Origin of the sequence: Amycolatopsis sp. WQ 127309, assembly GCF_023023025.1 — a bacterium.
Classification (GTDB): domain Bacteria; phylum Actinomycetota; class Actinomycetes; order Mycobacteriales; family Pseudonocardiaceae; genus Amycolatopsis.
This window is the reverse complement of sequence record NZ_CP095481.1, coordinates 4138417-4153282: the sequence shown is the minus strand read 5'-3', so window position 1 is coordinate 4153282 and position 14866 is coordinate 4138417. Positions and strand designations below refer to the sequence as shown.

19 protein-coding genes are annotated in these 14866 nt (G+C 72.1%); 6 read left to right on the top strand and 13 right to left on the bottom strand.

The features are described from left to right. Position 1: 1 nt before the first annotated feature. Positions 2-439, top strand: a complete 438-nt coding sequence (locus tag MUY22_RS19610) for a hypothetical protein (protein WP_247061492.1) — start codon at positions 2-4, stop codon at positions 437-439. 20 nt (positions 440-459) lie between these two features. Here the strand turns inward: MUY22_RS19610 and MUY22_RS19605 are convergent, their stop codons facing one another. From MUY22_RS19605 to MUY22_RS19565, 9 genes are all read right to left on the bottom strand, one after another. Beyond that, positions 460-1401, bottom strand: coding sequence for a GlxA family transcriptional regulator (locus MUY22_RS19605; RefSeq protein WP_247061491.1), 942 nt, complete (start codon positions 1399-1401; stop codon positions 460-462). A 21-nt stretch (positions 1402-1422) separates the two neighbouring features. Continuing rightward, on the bottom strand, positions 1423-2007 hold the full coding sequence (locus MUY22_RS19600) for a TetR/AcrR family transcriptional regulator (protein WP_247061490.1): 585 nt from the start codon (positions 2005-2007) through the stop codon (positions 1423-1425). A gap of 61 nt (positions 2008-2068) precedes the next feature. Then, a complete protein-coding gene (locus MUY22_RS19595; protein WP_247061489.1) occupies positions 2069-3382 on the bottom strand; it encodes an ABC transporter substrate-binding protein in 1314 nt (437 codons plus the stop codon). Then, positions 3369-4445 (bottom strand): branched-chain amino acid ABC transporter permease, encoded by a 1077-nt coding sequence (locus tag MUY22_RS19590; RefSeq protein WP_247061488.1) that lies wholly within the window; start codon positions 4443-4445, stop codon positions 3369-3371. Before MUY22_RS19590 ends, MUY22_RS19595 begins: the two co-directional genes overlap by 14 nt. A 2-nt stretch (positions 4446-4447) precedes the next feature. Beyond that, complete coding sequence (locus MUY22_RS19585) at positions 4448-5299, bottom strand: branched-chain amino acid ABC transporter permease (protein ID WP_247061486.1); 852 nt, start codon at positions 5297-5299, stop codon at positions 4448-4450. A 37-nt stretch (positions 5300-5336) separates the two neighbouring features. Next, positions 5337-6044, bottom strand: a complete 708-nt coding sequence (locus MUY22_RS19580) for an ABC transporter ATP-binding protein (RefSeq protein ID WP_247061484.1) — start codon at positions 6042-6044, stop codon at positions 5337-5339. Further along, the gene (locus MUY22_RS19575) at positions 6037-6243 is read right to left on the bottom strand and encodes a hypothetical protein (protein WP_247061482.1); all 207 of its coding nucleotides are present in this window, start codon (positions 6241-6243) and stop codon (positions 6037-6039) included. Before MUY22_RS19575 ends, MUY22_RS19580 begins: the two co-directional genes overlap by 8 nt. Further along, a complete protein-coding gene (locus tag MUY22_RS19570) occupies positions 6236-7027 on the bottom strand; it encodes an ABC transporter ATP-binding protein (protein WP_247061481.1) in 792 nt (263 codons plus the stop codon). The genes MUY22_RS19575 and MUY22_RS19570 overlap by 8 nt, the downstream gene beginning before the upstream one ends. Positions 7028-7262: 235 nt before the next feature. Beyond that, positions 7263-8243: an ABC transporter substrate-binding protein gene (locus MUY22_RS19565; protein ID WP_247061479.1), complete on the bottom strand. Its 981-nt coding sequence runs from the start codon at positions 8241-8243 to the stop codon at positions 7263-7265. Positions 8244-8642: 399 nt separating this feature from the next. Between MUY22_RS19565 and MUY22_RS19560 the strand changes: the two genes are divergently transcribed. The 4 genes from MUY22_RS19560 (at position 8643) to MUY22_RS19545 (ending at position 11485) form a co-directional block, all read left to right on the top strand. Next, positions 8643-8972 carry a YciI family protein gene (locus MUY22_RS19560; protein WP_247064005.1) on the top strand — a complete coding sequence of 110 codons (330 nt, stop codon included), beginning with the start codon at positions 8643-8645 and terminating at the stop codon, positions 8970-8972. A 3-nt stretch (positions 8973-8975) separates the two neighbouring features. Then, positions 8976-9290: a YciI family protein gene (locus MUY22_RS19555; RefSeq protein ID WP_247061477.1), complete on the top strand. Its 315-nt coding sequence runs from the start codon at positions 8976-8978 to the stop codon at positions 9288-9290. Further along, positions 9287-10519 carry an RNA polymerase sigma factor gene (locus tag MUY22_RS19550; protein WP_247061475.1) on the top strand — a complete coding sequence of 411 codons (1233 nt, stop codon included), beginning with the start codon at positions 9287-9289 and terminating at the stop codon, positions 10517-10519. The genes MUY22_RS19555 and MUY22_RS19550 overlap by 4 nt, the downstream gene beginning before the upstream one ends. A 63-nt stretch (positions 10520-10582) precedes the next feature. After that, entirely contained in the window at positions 10583-11485 is a 903-nt protein-coding gene (locus MUY22_RS19545; protein WP_247061474.1) for a kelch repeat-containing protein, read from the top strand. A 1-nt stretch (position 11486) separates the two neighbouring features. On the opposite strand, the gene MUY22_RS19540 is transcribed toward MUY22_RS19545, so the two are convergent. Together MUY22_RS19540 and MUY22_RS19535 are read right to left on the bottom strand one after the other, a co-directional pair. Next, entirely contained in the window at positions 11487-11765 is a 279-nt protein-coding gene (locus tag MUY22_RS19540; protein ID WP_247061473.1) for a hypothetical protein, read from the bottom strand. A 12-nt stretch (positions 11766-11777) separates the two neighbouring features. Further along, positions 11778-12128: a hypothetical protein gene (locus MUY22_RS19535; RefSeq protein WP_247061472.1), complete on the bottom strand. Its 351-nt coding sequence runs from the start codon at positions 12126-12128 to the stop codon at positions 11778-11780. A 233-nt stretch (positions 12129-12361) separates the two neighbouring features. Here MUY22_RS19535 and MUY22_RS19530 point away from each other — a divergent pair, with 233 nt between their 5' ends. Further along, a complete protein-coding gene (locus tag MUY22_RS19530; protein ID WP_247061471.1) occupies positions 12362-13129 on the top strand; it encodes a GntR family transcriptional regulator in 768 nt (255 codons plus the stop codon). Between the two features lie 47 nt (positions 13130-13176). Here MUY22_RS19530 and MUY22_RS19525 read toward each other — a convergent pair whose 3' ends face one another. Then, a complete protein-coding gene (locus MUY22_RS19525; RefSeq protein ID WP_247061470.1) occupies positions 13177-14475 on the bottom strand; it encodes a hypothetical protein in 1299 nt (432 codons plus the stop codon). Then, entirely contained in the window at positions 14472-14864 is a 393-nt protein-coding gene (locus MUY22_RS19520) for a PTS sugar transporter subunit IIA (protein ID WP_247061469.1), read from the bottom strand. The genes MUY22_RS19525 and MUY22_RS19520 overlap by 4 nt, the downstream gene beginning before the upstream one ends. Between the last annotated feature and the right edge of the window lie 2 nt (positions 14865-14866).

The following is a 14866-nucleotide window of genomic DNA, read 5'->3' as shown; positions in this document are numbered from 1 at the left end:
CGTGTTCGAGCAGGAAGTCGCACGCGTGGACGCCGTCCTGGCACCGATCGCGAACGCCCCGTACGACGGGAAGCCGTTCGAGGTGGTCCTCCCGCCCGGCGCGCGGGAAGTCCTGCGCGCCCTGCCGGAGCACTACGCGACCGGCGACGACGACGCCCGGGCCGAGGTCCGCGCGCTGTTCGAGCGGTACCCGTCGTTCCGCTGGGCGGTGTCCCTGCCCGACGCGGACTTCCGCACCCGGCTGCTGCACATCTCGGCCTGCGACCAGGGCGCCGACCCGCGCGACGAACTCGTGGCGCTCAACGCCCTCTGCACCGCGGCGCGCGCCGACGGCGTCGACATCCGGCCGGTGCTGCGGGAGGTAGCGGCACTGTCGAGCCCGGTGGACAAGTACGGCATGGGCTCGACCCGGGACTTCCTCCTGCGCAGCGCGGACTGACTACGACCGCGTCGCGGCGCTCAGCCGGCGCGGAAGCTGGCCCGGTAGGTGTTCGGGCTTGTTCCGACGACTCGCTTGAACCGCTCCCGGAACGCCGTCGGTGAGCCGAAGCCCACCTCGCCCGCTATCCGGTCCACCGCGTAGTCCGTCGCCTCCAGGAGGTGCTGCGCGCGCCGGACGCGGACCCGTAGCAGCCACTGCAGCGGCGTCGTGCCGGTCTGCTCGCGGAAGCGGCGGTTGAGCGTCCTCGTGCTCATCCCGGCGTACACGGCGACGTCTTCGAGGGTCAGCTCCTTCGCGCAGTTCTCCTCCATCCACGTCAGCACCGGCTCCAGCGCCGAGCCGCGCGGGGCCGGGGGCTGGTCGTGGACGATGAACTGGGCCTGGCCACCTTCGCGCTCCAGGGGCATCACCGACAGCCGGGCCGCGTCGGCCGCCACCGCCGAGCCGTGGTCGCGGCGGATCAGGTGCAGGCACAGGTCCAGCCCGGCCGCCGCGCCCGCGGACGTCAGGAACCGGCCGTTGTCGACGTAGAGGACGTCCGGGTCGACGTCGATCGCCGGGTGCCGCCGGGCCAGCTCGGCCGCGCCGGCCCAGTGCGTGGTCGCGCGGAGACCGTCGAGCAGGCCGGTCTCGGCCAGGATGAACGCACCCGAGCAGATCGACGCGATCCGCGCGCCCCTCGCGGCGGCCCGCCGCAGCGCGTCGAGCACTTCGAGAGCCACCGGCGGGTTCGCGTCACGGCCCGGCACGATCACGGTGTCGGCGTCGTCGAGCCCGTCGAGGCCGAACGGCGGCCGCAGGGTGAACGCGCCCGCGTCGACCTCGGGGCTCGCGCCGCAGATCCGGACCTCGTACCCGCGGCGCCCGCTCGGCAGCAGCGTCCGGGAGAACACCTCGATCGGCGTCGCCAGGTCGAAGGGGACGACCCGGTCCGGCGCGAGGACGGCCACGATGTGCATGCCGTCCACGATAGGCCCGGCCTACCCGGCCATCGGCGGCTCCGCGCGGAGGCTGCGCAGCATCAGGTTGGCGAAGTGCTCGCCCACCTGCTCACCCGACAGCTCGCCCTCGGCGTGGTACCACATGCCGAGGCGGTGGATCGCGCCGTAGTGGTAGTTGATGACCAGGTCGGCCGGGACGTCTTCGCGGAAGACGCCCGCTCGCTGGCCTTCCTCGACGAGGTCGCGCACCCGCTCGTGGTAAAGCCGGCGCTCGGCACGCACCTGGACCTGTTTGGACTTTTCGAGCAGCGGGAACGACTGGAAGAACACGGTCGCCGCGTCGAGGTCCGCAATGGACGTCACCACGACGTCGGCGATGATGGCGTGCAACCGTTCCGGCAGCGGCATGTCCGATTCGGCGATGGTCCGCATCCGCTGGGTCTGCATCCGCAGCATCGCGCTGTAGATCTCGAACAGCAGGTCGTCTTTGGACTCGAAGTAGTGGTACAGGCCACCTTTGGTGACGCCGGCCGTCTCGACGATCTCGCGGACCGTCGTGGCCTCGAACCCCTTCTCGGCGAACAACCGCACCGCGGCCCGCATGACCTTTTCCCTGACCGCCATGTCTTCACCTTAAGTGAGGGTGGGTAGGCTCGCGCGGCGCCGCGAGCCGGCCCACGTTCCTCTACTTCCCCAGCAGGTTCACCTGGTCGGGGGTGGCGCGTTCGCCGCTGTACGGCGTGATCGCGCCGGTGCCCCGGTCGGTGACGGCCGGTTGCTGGATCACCGTCGTGGTCGTGTCCGGGTTGATCTTGAACACGTACGCGCCGGTGTACCCCGAGTGCGAGTCCTTCGAGAACCCGAACGGCGTCAGGCCCGGTCCCTTGAGCGAGCCGGAGCTCATCGCGTCGACGATCTTCTTGCGCGTCGGGTCCGGCCCGGCGGCCTTCAGCGCCTGGCCGAACGTGTAGGCCTGCACCATGCCGTAGAAGAGCGTGTTGGTGAGCGGCTCCTTCGGGATGTACTTGTCGTGGATGCCCTTGAAGTAGGCGACCCACGGGTCGGACGTCTGCGCGACGTCGGGCAGGTAGCCGGTGCCGATCAGCCCGTTGAGCAGCTGCGCGCTCGACACGCTCGCGCCGCCGCGCTTGGCGAAGTCCTGCAGCAGAACGGAAAGCGTCGCCGGGTCGGCGCCGATGCTGCTGACGACGAACTGCGGCTTGTAGCCGATCTTCGCCGCGGCCAGGATGGACAGCGCGGTGAACGCCGGGATGCACTCGCACACCACGATCTCCGCGCCGGCCGCCTTGAGCGCGGACAGCTGCGGCGTGACGTCGGTGTTGGCGCTGTCGTAGCCCTGCTTGGCGACCGTCTGGTCCTTGATGAACTGGTCGAGCCCGGCCTGGGTGTCGCGGCCGACGTCGTCGTTCTGGGTGAAGTACCCGACCTTCTTGCCCGCGAAGGTGTCCTTGACGTACTTGCCCTGGATCTTGCCCTCACGCGTGTAGTCCACCTGGTACCCGAAGGTCATCGGCGCCTTCTGCGGGTTGTCCCAGGCGAGCGCGCCCGACGACACCAGCAGGTCCGGCACGCCTTCGGTGTTCAGGTAGTCGACGACCTTGGAGTGCGTCGGCGTGCCGAGGCCGCCGACGATCGCGAACACCTTGTCCTGCAGCACGAGCTTCTTGACGACCTCGACGGTCTTGGTCGGGTTGTAGCCGTCGTCCTCGACCTTGTAATCGATCTTGCGGCCGTTGATCCCGCCGCCGTCGTTGATCGCCTGGTACACCGCGCGGGCGCCGACGGAGATCTTGCTGTACCCGGGCGCGGCCGGGCCGGTGAGCGGCTGGTGGGTGCCGATCACCACGGAGTCCTTGGTGACGCCGACCGCCGAGTCCGCGGCCTGCGTGCCGCTGGTGTCGGACTCCCCCGCACCGCCGCACGCGCTCAGCGCCAAGGCCAGGACCGCGATTCCCGCGACGGTTCTAGTGCTTCTCATGGGTCTCCTTTTGCTCGGCGGATCGACGGAGAAGTCCTCGCAGCCGGCTGAAACCGCCCTGGATGCCGCGCGGGAAGGCGAGCACGACGACGATGAGGATCACGCCGTACACCGCGAGCGGGAGGTTGTTGGCCACGTCGGTGTTCAGGTGCAGGGCGTCGGCGAGGTCTTCGGACCACGCCTGGAAGTAGACGAGCGCGATCGCGCCCCACAGCGCGCCCCAGAGCGACCCGAGCCCGCCGAGCACCACGGCGGCCAGCAGGCTCAGCGACAGCGCGGGGGTGAACGAGCCGGGCGCGGCGGTGCCGAGCAGGAACGCCTGCAGGCCACCGGCGAGCCCGCCGCACACGGCGCTGATGAGGAACGCCAGGATCTTCGTGCGCCCGACGTGGATCCCGCTCAGCGAAGCGGCGACCTCGTCGTCGCGGACGGCGCGGAAGGTCCGGCCGAGCTTGCCGCGCACGACGTTCACCACGAACACCAGCGCGATGAGCACGCTGAGCCAGACGATCCAGGTTTGCCAGCGCAGTTCCGGCACCACGCCGACCAGGCCGGCCGGTCTGCTGTGGACGGTGAAGCTCAACCCGTTGCTGCCGCCAAGGAAATCCTGGAACCGGCGGGTCAGCGCGGGCAGGCCGACGGCCAGCGCGAGCGTCGCCCCGGCGAGGTACGGCCCGCGCAGCCGGGCCGCGGCGGCCCCGGCCAGCAGCCCGCCGAGACCGCCCGCGGCCGCGGCGAGCAGCAGATCGGCCCACAGCGGGAACGCCGGGACCCGGCGCACCAGCAGCGCGACGGTGTACGCGCCGATGAACATGAACGCGCCGTGGCCCAGGGAAACCTGCCCGGTGAGGCCGGTCAGCAGCGTCAGCCCGGCCACCGCGATCAGGTAGTAGCCGACGGTCGCGATCCGCAGGTTGGTGAACTCGTCGGTGACCAGGGAGAGCACCACGACGACGGCGAGCGCGCCCAGCGCGGCCAGGATGTGCAGGACCAGGGGCGGCAGCCGGCGCTTCCCCGCGCGGGCGGGCGAACCGGCCGGGGCCTCCGGGAGACTCGTGCGCACGCTCACACCCGCCTCGCCTTCGCGCGGCCGAACAGCCCGGCCGGCCGCAGCGTCAGCACGATCACCAGGATGGCCAGCGCGGCGATCGTCACCGTCTCCGGTCCGAAGTAACCGGACACGTAGGACAGTCCGACGCCGAGCACGAACCCGCCGGCGATGGTGCCCAGCGGGTTGTCGAGCCCGCCGAGCACGGCCGCGGTGAGCGCGTAGACGAAGACGCCGTCCAGGACGTTCGGGAACAGGAACGGCGGGGTGGCCAGGAGTCCGGCCAGCGACCCGACGGCCGCCGCCATCCCCCAGCCGACGGTGAGCATCACCCCGACCCGCACGCCGAGCGTGCGCGCGACGTCCGGGGCGAACGCGGCCGCCCGCATCCGCAGGCCGAGCGGGGTGTACTTGAACACCACCAGCACGAGCGCGGCGATCGCGAGCACGACCAGCACCACGAAGAGGTCATTGGCGGAGAACCGGCCGACGAAATCGAAGGCGTACGGGTAGGCCAGCGGCTCGTTGGACCAGATCATCCCGGCGACCGCCTGCAGCACCAGCAGCAGCCCGAGGGTGACGATGATCGAGCTGAGCTCGGAACGGTGGCGCAGCGGGCGGATCAGCAGCCGTTCGGTCACGACGCCCAGCAGCGTCCCGGCCACGATCGCGACGGCGAAGCCGAGCCAGTAGCTGCCCGTCCCCTTGGTCACCGAGTACGCGAGGTACGTCGAGATCAGGGCGAGCGCGGGCTGCGCGAAGTTCACCACCCGGGTGGCCCGGTAGATGATGACCAGCGCGAGCCCGAGGGCCGCGTAGACCGCACCGGCGGAGATCCCGCCGAGGGTCAGGTCGAGGAATTCCTGCATACCGGACCGTTCACCTCCCGTTTGATGGTCAGCAGCGTCAGAAGCCGAGATAGGCGTGGCGGAGGCCGTCGTCGGCCAGCAGCTCCGCCGCGGTGTCGACCGCCACGACGCTGCCGAGCGCGAGGACGTACCCGTTGTCCGCGATCGACAGCGCGCTGTGCGCGTTCTGCTCGACGAGCACCACGGTGAGCCCGGTCGAGGCCCGCAGGTCACGCAGAATCCGCATGATCCGCGCGGTGATCAGCGGCGCGAGCCCGAGCGACGGCTCGTCCAGCAGCAGCAGCTGGGGCCGGCTCATCAGCGCCCGGCCGATGGCCAGCATCTGCCGCTCGCCCCCGGAGAGCGTCGCGGCGAGTTTGCCCGAACGTTCTTCCAGGGGCGGGAAAAGCTCGTACACCTCGCGTTTCGCGGCGGCGCGGTCGGCGCGGTCCCGCCGCCACAGCGCGCCGAGGCGGAGGTTCTCCTCGACGGTCAGCTCGGTGATCACCCCACCGCCTTCGGGCACGTGCGCGACCCCGCCGCGCGCGATGCGGTCCGGCGCCCGGCCCCGCAGTTCCGTGCCGTCCCAGGTGATCCGGCCTTCACGGGCCGGCTGCAGGCCGCTGATCGTGCGCAGCAACGTCGTCTTGCCCGCGCCGTTCGCGCCGAGCACGGCGGTGATGCCGCCGCGGTCGACGGTCAGGCTGACGCCGTCGAGCGCGCGGACGGCGCCGTAGGCCACGGAAAGGCCTTCGATCTCAAGCACCGGTCGCCTCCTCGGCGGGGAGCGCGTCGACGTCGAGCAGCGGACGCCGTCGCGGCCGGATCGCGGGGGCCCTTCGCGGCCACCCGGGGTCGGCCAGGCCGGCCGCCAGGCCGTCGAGCACCCGGCCACGCCCCGGCCGAACCGCCGCGCCTTTCGGGACTGCGTTGTGCGCCACGGAAAAGCCCTGCACCTCAAGCACCGGTCGCCTCCTCGGCGGGGTCGCCGAGGTAGGCCTCGGCCACGCGGGGGTCGGCCTGGATCTCGGCCGGGGTGCCCGCGGCGATCACCTCGCCGAAGTTGAGGACCACGACGCGGTCGCAGACCTGCATCACCAGGTCCATGTGGTGCTCGACGAGCACCACCGCCATGTGCCGCCGCAGCGACAGGATCAACGTCGTGAGCTCGACCAGCTCGGCGGCCGAGAGCCCGCTCGCCGGTTCGTCGAGCAGCAGCAGGTCCGGTTCGGCGACCAGCGCGCGGGCCAGCGCGACACGCTTGCGCACGCCGTAGGGCAGCACGCCGGGCAGGCGGTCGGCGAGGTCGGCGATGCCCAGCTCCGCCAGGGTCGCCCGGGCCCGGTCGGCGAGGTCGGCCTCGTCGCGGGCCGAGCGGCCGACACCGGCGAGGGCCGGGAGCACGCCGGAGCGAGCGTGGCGGCCCGCGCCGGCCAGCACGTTCTCCAGCACGGTCAGCCCGGCGAAGAGGCCGAGGCCCTGCAGCGTGCGGACGATCCCGAGCCCGGCGAGGTGCTCGGGGCGGTGCCGGACCAGCGGCGTCCCCCGCCAGAGGACGCGCCCGGACTGGGGGCGGACGAAGCCACAGATGACGTTGAACAGCGTCGTCTTGCCGCCGCCGTTGGGGCCGATGACGCCGACGACCGTGCCCTCGTCGACGCTCAGCCGGACGTCGCGCAGCGCGGTGAGACCACCGAAACGCACGGTGAGGCCGTCGACCACGAGCAGGCCCTCGCCGGGAAGTGTCATCGATGACCCCTCTAGTTCTCACCATGTGGACCAGTCCGTACCGCGCGGTCGGTATGAAGAGGGTGGGGCGCGGCGCCAGCCGTGTCAAGGTGCGAACCGGCAACATCCGGATCTTCCGGGCCGGTCCGAAAATTTCGCGAAGCACGGCCTCGGCGGGAAGCGGCGACGTCCGCGAAACGACCGAAGGCGGGTGCGCAGAGTGCGCACCCGCCTTCGGCGGTGGAAACCCCCGGGATCAGCCGCTACTGGACTGCGGCGCGATCATCTCCGAGGCGTCGACCTTCGTCTGGATGATGCCCAGCTGCTGGAGCAGGTCCGGCACGCGCTGGATGCGGCGGGCGTCCAGCGTCGAGCCGAACGTGGGCATCACCATCAGGCTCGCGACGTCCTGGTCCACCTTGGCGTTGCGCACGACCAGCGGCTCGATCCGGCCGCGGTCCACCGAGTCGCGGGTGGCCTTGAGCATCGCGCGCTGGAACGCCGCCATCGTCCGGGGGTGCTCCTGGACCCACTTGCCGGTGGCGCCGAACCCGGTCAGCGGGAACGACTGGGTGCTCCCGCTGGCGGCATCGACGACCGGGTACGCGCCGGCCACCTTGGCGGCCTGGGTGAGGAACGGCTCCGGCTGGTACGCGGCGTCGACCTTGCCCTGGGCCAGCGCGGCGCCCATCTCCGGCAGCGGCATCGGGACCCACTGCACCTTGCTGAAGTCGATGCCGTGGTCGCGCATCACCGACCGGGTCAGGATGTCCGACGCGGCGTTCTTCGAGCTGATCGCGATCCGCTTGCCGCCCAGGTCGTTCACGGTCTTCACCGGCGAGTTCGGCACGGTGACGACCTCGTTGCTGAGCGGGCTCGCCGAAGTCGCGTCGGCCACCAGCCGGACGTCGGCGGAGCCACTGCTCTTCGCCAGGAAGAACAACGTGTACGTGGACAACGCGATGTCGTCCTGGCCCTTCGTCATGCGCGTCAGCGATTCCTGACCGCTGGCGGCGAGGTCGGTCTGCACGTCGAGGCCTTCGGCCTTGAAGTAGCCGCCTTGCTGGGCCAGCCACAGGGTCGCGAGGTCGACGGCGGTGAAGATGGCGACCCGGATGGCCGGTTTCTCGACGTCGCCACCCGCGGAACCGCTTCCGCCCGCCTGGTTGCAGCCGGCCAGCAAAAGCCCGGCGGAAAAGAGCACAGCGAACCGCCGTAACGAGGCGCGTCGGAACATGACACTCCCGGAAAACACTGGACAGATCAGGGAAACCGGCCGGTATGGCCGTGATCTGCCGGACTGTAGATGACGCTTTCCGCAGTCGCAAACGTGTTGCCGACAAAAGAGAACACGTTATTTCCGGAAAAGGATCACCGGACATCGTTCAGTGCGGAGCACGCAAGCAACCCACCAATACACCGCCACGGAAATGAGCAACGGCAAATTGCAATCGGCGTTATCCCGTCGAGGACGGTCCCGATGGGCGCGCGGTCGGTCACCGGCTGACCCGCGCGGCGCGGCGCCCGGATCGACAGGTCGCCGGAGAAAGTTTCGCCGGACCTGTCGATTCCGGGCCGCCGCCGCGTCGGGTGGGTGAGAAGCTGCATCGGACGACCAGGAGGAGCCTTGCGGTACATGCTGATGATCTGCGACGACGGCGCGGAGCTGTTCAGCCCGCCCGAGATCGACGCCCGGCCGGAGTTCGTCGCCTGGCTGCGGGACGTCGAAGCCCGCGGCGCCACCCACGTGGGGACGCTGCTGCGGCCGCCCGCCGAAGCCGTCACCGTGCGGGTGCGCGACGGGCAGCGGCTGACGTCGGACGGCCCGTTCGCCGAGACGAAGGAGTGGGTCGCCGGCTGCGAGGTCGTCGAGTGCGAGGACCTCGACGAGGCCATCGCGATCGCGTCCGCCCACCCGTCCGCCGGGCGGTTTCCCCTCGAGATCCGGCCGTTCTGGGAGGACTGAGCGATGAAGTTCCTGATGTGGGTGTGCGTCGACCCCGAGCTCGTCGGCACCGCGGAAGAAGACCCGGGCGACTGGGTCGCCGAGGCCGGCGCGCGCCGGCTCGAAGGCCACCAGCTGCGGCCCGTCGGCGACGCGACGACGCTGTGGCCGCGCGACGGCGGCACGTTCGTCTCGGACGGCCCGTTCGCCGAGACGAAGGAGCAGATCGCCGGGTACGACATCCTCGAGTGCGCCGACCTGGCCGAGGCGATCGACGTCGCCGCGGCGCACCCGGTCGCGAAGTTCGGCGCGATCGAGCTGCGGCCCGTGTGGGAGTGACCGAGTCCGTCGCCACGGCGGTCGACGAGGCCTTCCGCACCGAGTGGGGCCGCGTCGTCGCCGCCCTGATCCGGGTCACCGGCGACTGGGACCTGGCCGAGGAGTGCGCCCAGGAGGCGTTCGCCAAGGCGCTGGCCACCTGGCCCCGGGACGGCGTGCCGCGCCGTCCCGGGGCGTGGCTGACGACGGCCGCCCGCAACCGGGCCCTGGACAGGCTGCGGCGCGGCACCGCCGAGGCGAACCGGCTGCGCGAGCTGGCCGTCACCGCCCCCGTCGACGACGAGCCGCCGGAACCCGACGACGTCCCCGACGACCGGCTGCGGCTGATGTTCACCTGCTGCCACCCCGCGCTGCCGCTGGAAGCGCAGGTCGCGCTGACGCTGCGGACCCTCGCCGGCCTGACGACCCCGGAGATCGCCCGCGCGTTCCTGGTGCCCGAACCGGCGATGGCGCAGCGGATCGTGCGGGCCAAGCGGAAAATCCGCAACGCTCGCATCCCCTACCGCGTCCCGCCCGCCGAGCTGCTGCCCGAACGGACGGCGGGTGTGCTCGGCGTGCTCTACCTGCTGTTCAACGAGGGCTACTCGGCCAGCGCGGGCGCCGACCTGGTCCGCCAGGCCCTGACGGCGGAGGCGATCCGGCTCGCGCGCGTCGTGCTCCGCCTGCTGCCGGACGCGCCGGAGGCCGGCGGGCTGCTGGCGTTGATGCTGTTCCACGACGCCCGCCGCGCAACCCGCACCGACGACGACGGCGACCTGATCACCCTCGCCGAGCAGGACCGCGCCCGCTGGGACCGCGCCCTGATCGACGAGGGCGTCGCCGTCCTGGACGAGGCGCTGGCGCTCGGCCGGCCGGGCCCGTACCAGCTGCAGGCGGCGATCGCGGCGTGCCACGCGACGGCGTCGCACGCGGCGGACACGGACTGGGCCCGGATCGCCCGGCTGTACGAGCTGGTGGCGAAGCTGAACCCGTCCCCGGTGGTCGAGCTGAACCGGGCGGTGGCGGTGGCCATGGCCGACGGGCCGTCGGCCGGCCTGACCCTGGTCGACGCGCTCGCGGACGGCGGGCAGCTGGCGGGTTACCACCTGCTCCCGGCCACGCGCGCGGACTTCCTGCGGCGCCTGGGCCGGGCCGGCGAAGCGGCCGAGGCGTACCGGGCGGCGCTGGAGCTGGCGCCGACCGACGCGGAGCGCCGTTACCTGGCCCGGCGAATCGGCGAGATCCAGTAACAAACCACCCCGCCGCGGAGACTCTGGCCGCGAATCGCGACGCGCGAAGAGGGTGGGGAAACGATGAACGACTCCTGGAAGTACCGGCCGCCGCTGCTGTCTCCCAGGTTCGGCCACGAGGTGGCGCGCGCCGGCGACGACATCTTCGTCATCGGCGGCACCGACGGGACCACCGGCCACAGCTCCGTGGAGACCCGCAAGGTGACGGGCCGCGGTGAATGGCGCCACGTCAGCCCGCTGCCGGCCCCGCGTCGCGACCACGCCGTCGGCGTCGCCCGCGGCCGGGTCTACGTCGCCGGCGGCACCGTCGGCGACCGCCCCACCGACGCCGTCGACCGCTACGACCCGCAGCTCGACGAGTGGAGCCCGGCGCCACCCCTGCCCGTCCCGCTCGCCGGGGCTTCGGCCGCCGGTCTCGGGGACCTGCTCTACGTCGCGGGTGGCACCGCCGGGGACAGCGCCTCGGACGCGGTGCTCGTCTTCGACCCGGAGGAGAAGCGCTGGGACCCGGTGGCCCCGATGCGCACCCCCCGGACCCGGTTCCGGCTGCTCGCGACGGAAACCCACCTGTACGCCATCGGCGGGCTGGCCGGCGGGCTGGCCGGCGGGCCGCAGGACGTGCTCGACTCCGTGGAGCGGTACTCCGCCGAGACGGACACGTGGGAAGCCGTGGCCCCGATGCACAAGCGGCGCGTGCTCCCCGGCGTCGCGCTGCTCGGCGACCGGATCGTGGTCGTCGGCAGCGAACCGGCGGCCGAGGACCCGATCGCGCGCGACCGCACGACCGAGGTCCTCGACCTGGGCACGGGAGCGTGGCACCTGCTCGCCACGCTCCTGCCCCACGGCCGGTCGTCGGTGGTCTGCACCGCCGGCGCACCGCACCGGGTCCTGGCGATCGGCGGCCGCGCGAACCCCTACGGCCAGCGGATCACGGTGCCCGGCGTGCTCTCGCTGAAGGTGCTGTGACTCAGCAGAACCAGCCGGACTGGACCCAGCCTCTCTTGTTGACGTTGCCCATGGCGTAACCCTCGGCCCAGTCACCGCTGGGCGAGTACCGCGACAGCTCGAAGTGGTCGCCGCGGTAGAGCGTCCCGACGATGACGCCGGCGGGCTGCGTCCGGACGTACAGGTCGGTGGCGCAGATTTCGTGGACGGTCCCCGCCGAGGCGGCGGGGGCGAGGGTGATCGCCGCGGACACGGCGAGCGTCGCGGCCGCGAGACCGCCGGCGATGCGTGCTGTGGTCATGTCTTTCTCCCGTCAGTCCAGTGAAAAGCAGCTGCGGAGCAGGAAGCCCCACTTGCTCGCGCCGTGCCAGAAGACGTCGGCCGAGTTGTGGTCCGACGTGATGTACCGGACGCCGATGTAGTTGCCCTGCACGAGCGTGTCGATCGGGTCGGAGTGGCCCTGCCCGGAGGTGTAGTTGCCGAAGAGCGTGGCGGACGAGCACGTGATGTGGGCGGCGCGCGTCGGCACCCACGGGTCGCTGATGGTGCCGCTTCCACTTTGGACGGTCGTGGTCCCGGCCTCCGCCGGGGCGACGGCGAGGCCGCCCGCCGCCGCGGCCAGTGCGACCACCGCGCAGGCGCGTTTGACGCTGGTGAACGTCATCATCGGTCCTTTCCTCAGCGGTTTCTCCGCTGCTCGGAAAAGAACTACCGAGCAGGCCGCCCCGGCGGAAGCCCACGTCGTGACCGTGCGTGCACACTTCGGGTCTCACCGTGCAACCGCGCAGGTCAGCGCGGCCCGCCCGACGGCAGGCCCGGCCCGCCGGGCCGGGCACCGGCGGCCGGTCCGGCTCCGGCGGGTGTGCCCCCGCCGGGGCGGGACGACATACTGGTGCCATGCCCCGTCCGAAGCACGTCCCCGCGAGCGATCTCCGGCTCCCGGACGCACTGGTGCCGGGGCGGCCGAAAGGCGACCAGCTCCGTGAAATCATCGAAGGCGTCGCGACGGAGGCGGGCCCCGGCAGGCTGATGCCGTCCGAGCGGTTCCTCGCCGAGCACTTCCAGGTGGCCCGCGGCACCGTCCGCCAGGAGATCAACCGCCTGGTCGCCGACGGCGTCCTCTACCGCCAGCACGGCACGGCGACCTTCACCGCCCAGCGCCAGGCCGCGCACATCGACATGCTGACGTCGTTCACCGAGGACATGAGCGCCCGGGGCGTCGTCCCGAAGACGAAGGTGCTGCACGCCGAGATCGAGAGCGCGGGCCCGCGCATCGCCGGCCGCCTGAACGTCCCGCCGGGCGCGCGGGTGTTCCGCCTGGAGCGGCTGCGTTACGTCGAGGACGAGCCGTTCGCGGTCGAGCGCACCAACCTGTCGGTCGACCGGTTCCCGGACATCGAGCTTTTCGACTGGGAGACGCAGTCCCTGCACCGCACGCTCGAGGAACGCTGGGGCGTCCGGGCGGACTGGAACGACACGGCGATCTCCGCGGTCCTCCCGAACACCCACGACGCGGGCCTGCTGGGCATCGAAGCCACCCAGCCGTGCCTGATCATCGAGGGCACGCTCCACGACCAGAGCGGCGGTGTCATCGAGGCGGGCCGGTCGCTCTACCGCGCGGACCGCTACACGGTCTTCACCCAGGCCCGCCGCAGCGGCGGCTAACCCCACCGTGTTGGCCGTTCCGGTCACCACGGACGTCGGACCGGGCGCTAGACGTAGTGGCTCTTGAGCGCCTTCGCGCAGTGCGCCACCAGCACCTCCGCCGCGTCCGGGCCGAAGAGCGTCACGTACGACTCGTAGATCCCGTCGCGGTGCCCGTTCGCGTCCGGCAGGTACCCCAGGTAGCCGTCGGTGTAGCCGATCACCCGCGTGTGCCGGAACGGGCTGCCCTCGCGAATCCGCAACCCCAGTGACGCGAACAGCTCGAACGGCGTGTGCAGCCAGGCGATCTCCCCCAGCGACACCACGCTGACCGGCACCTCCGCGCACCCTGTCGGCCGGTCGCTGGCCGCCATCACGGCGAGCATCGCGCAGCCCTCGTACCGGGTCTGGGCGATCCGGACGGCCGGGTGGTCCGAGCCGTGGCGGGACAGTTCGCGCTGCCACTCGCCTTCGGCCGACTCGCGCAGCTCCAGACTGTCCTCAATGGACGGTACGTCGCGGTAGGGCAGGTACAGCGAGGAGCGGGTCAGCCGGACCGGGCCGGTGGCCGGGGCCGACGACGTGGCCGCGAGCGTCCGGGCGATCGACGTCGCCAGGTGGCCGCCCAGCGTGCGGACCTCGTCGTGGTCGCGGCCGCGGCGGACGAAGCGGGAGCTGGCGTCGCCCGCCGCGCCCTGGAGGAACGCCGCGACCGGTCGGCCCATCAACGCCGCCAGCTCGCGGCGGGTCGCGCCCGGCCAGTCCGCGGACCAGCGCAGGTTCTCCGGGCCCAGCACCGTGGGGTGGCTCGCGTAGTCGAACAGCAACGCGGCCGGGGTGTCGTCGTCGCGCCGCAGTTCGAGCACGCCGAACGACGTGTCGTGCGGGCCGTCGGGGTCGTAGCGGTTGCTGCCGACCGCTTCCGTCTCGCCCGCGTGCCACCGGGCCCGGACCCGTCTTCGGCAGGCGCGCAGCAGGGCCGCGGCGCCGGTGACCTTCGCCGTCATGCGCTCGACCAGGCCGGTGTCCCGCTGCCCCGGCAGCCCGGGGTGCAGCGATCCGGTCCAGCCTTCGGGCCCGGAGTGCGTGTGCGACGCGCAGACGAGCACGCGCTCGGCGTCGATGCCGACCACGTCGGCGACGGCGTCGGCCAGGGTGCGGGTGAGCCCGGCGTCCACGGCCAGCGCGTCCAGCGCCACCCACAGCACGCCGGGGTCGTCGTCGGTGGACAGCCAGATCAGCGACGCTTCGAGGTCGTCGTGGGTGCCGGTCGCGACGCCGTTGCGGGCCAGGTAGCCGCCCAGCGGGTGCCCGGGTCCCGGGGTGATCCGCACGTCCTGCGCGGCGAGCAGGAGCGAGGCGGTCACCAGGTGGATTCCAGGACGTCGACGACGCCGTCCCGGCCGGCGGCGCGTGCCACCCCGGCCAGCTCGGTGACGTCGGCGGCGGGGTGCAGCAGGACCTCCAGCAGCATCGGCAGGTTCAGCCCGGACACCAGCTCGACGCGGGCCGGCCCCTGCGCGGCAAGGGTGCGGACGGCGTTGAACGGCGAGCCGCCGTGCAGGTCGGCGAGCACGAGCAGCTCGGTGGCGGCGCCGGCCAGCTCGCGCAGCCGGGCGCCGAAGTCCTCCGGGCGGTCGCTCGGGTTCAGCTCGCAGACCTTCAGCCGCGCCTGCGGGCCGAGGATCATCTCGGCCGCTTCGCCGACGCCCGAAGGCAAGCTGCCGTGCCCCGCGAGGATGATCGGGATCGACATGA

Coding starts and splice junctions, on each gene's coding strand:
- MUY22_RS19540 (WP_247061473.1), bottom strand. CDS start 11,765: ATGACCACAGCACGCATCGCCGGCGGTCTCGCGGCCGCGACGCTCGCC.
- MUY22_RS19530 (WP_247061471.1), top strand. CDS start 12,362: ATGCCCCGTCCGAAGCACGTCCCCGCGAGCGATCTCCGGCTCCCGGAC.
- MUY22_RS19520 (WP_247061469.1), bottom strand. CDS start 14,864: ATGTCGATCCCGATCATCCTCGCGGGGCACGGCAGCTTGCCTTCGGGC.
- MUY22_RS19585 (WP_247061486.1), bottom strand. CDS start 5,299: ATGCAGGAATTCCTCGACCTGACCCTCGGCGGGATCTCCGCCGGTGCG.
- MUY22_RS19605 (WP_247061491.1), bottom strand. CDS start 1,401: ATGCACATCGTGGCCGTCCTCGCGCCGGACCGGGTCGTCCCCTTCGAC.
- MUY22_RS19600 (WP_247061490.1), bottom strand. CDS start 2,007: ATGGCGGTCAGGGAAAAGGTCATGCGGGCCGCGGTGCGGTTGTTCGCC.
- MUY22_RS19535 (WP_247061472.1), bottom strand. CDS start 12,128: ATGACGTTCACCAGCGTCAAACGCGCCTGCGCGGTGGTCGCACTGGCC.
- MUY22_RS19560 (WP_247064005.1), top strand. CDS start 8,643: ATGCTGATGATCTGCGACGACGGCGCGGAGCTGTTCAGCCCGCCCGAG.
- MUY22_RS19565 (WP_247061479.1), bottom strand. CDS start 8,243: ATGTTCCGACGCGCCTCGTTACGGCGGTTCGCTGTGCTCTTTTCCGCC.
- MUY22_RS19570 (WP_247061481.1), bottom strand. CDS start 7,027: ATGACACTTCCCGGCGAGGGCCTGCTCGTGGTCGACGGCCTCACCGTG.
- MUY22_RS19595 (WP_247061489.1), bottom strand. CDS start 3,382: ATGAGAAGCACTAGAACCGTCGCGGGAATCGCGGTCCTGGCCTTGGCG.
- MUY22_RS19555 (WP_247061477.1), top strand. CDS start 8,976: ATGAAGTTCCTGATGTGGGTGTGCGTCGACCCCGAGCTCGTCGGCACC.
- MUY22_RS19545 (WP_247061474.1), top strand. CDS start 10,583: ATGAACGACTCCTGGAAGTACCGGCCGCCGCTGCTGTCTCCCAGGTTC.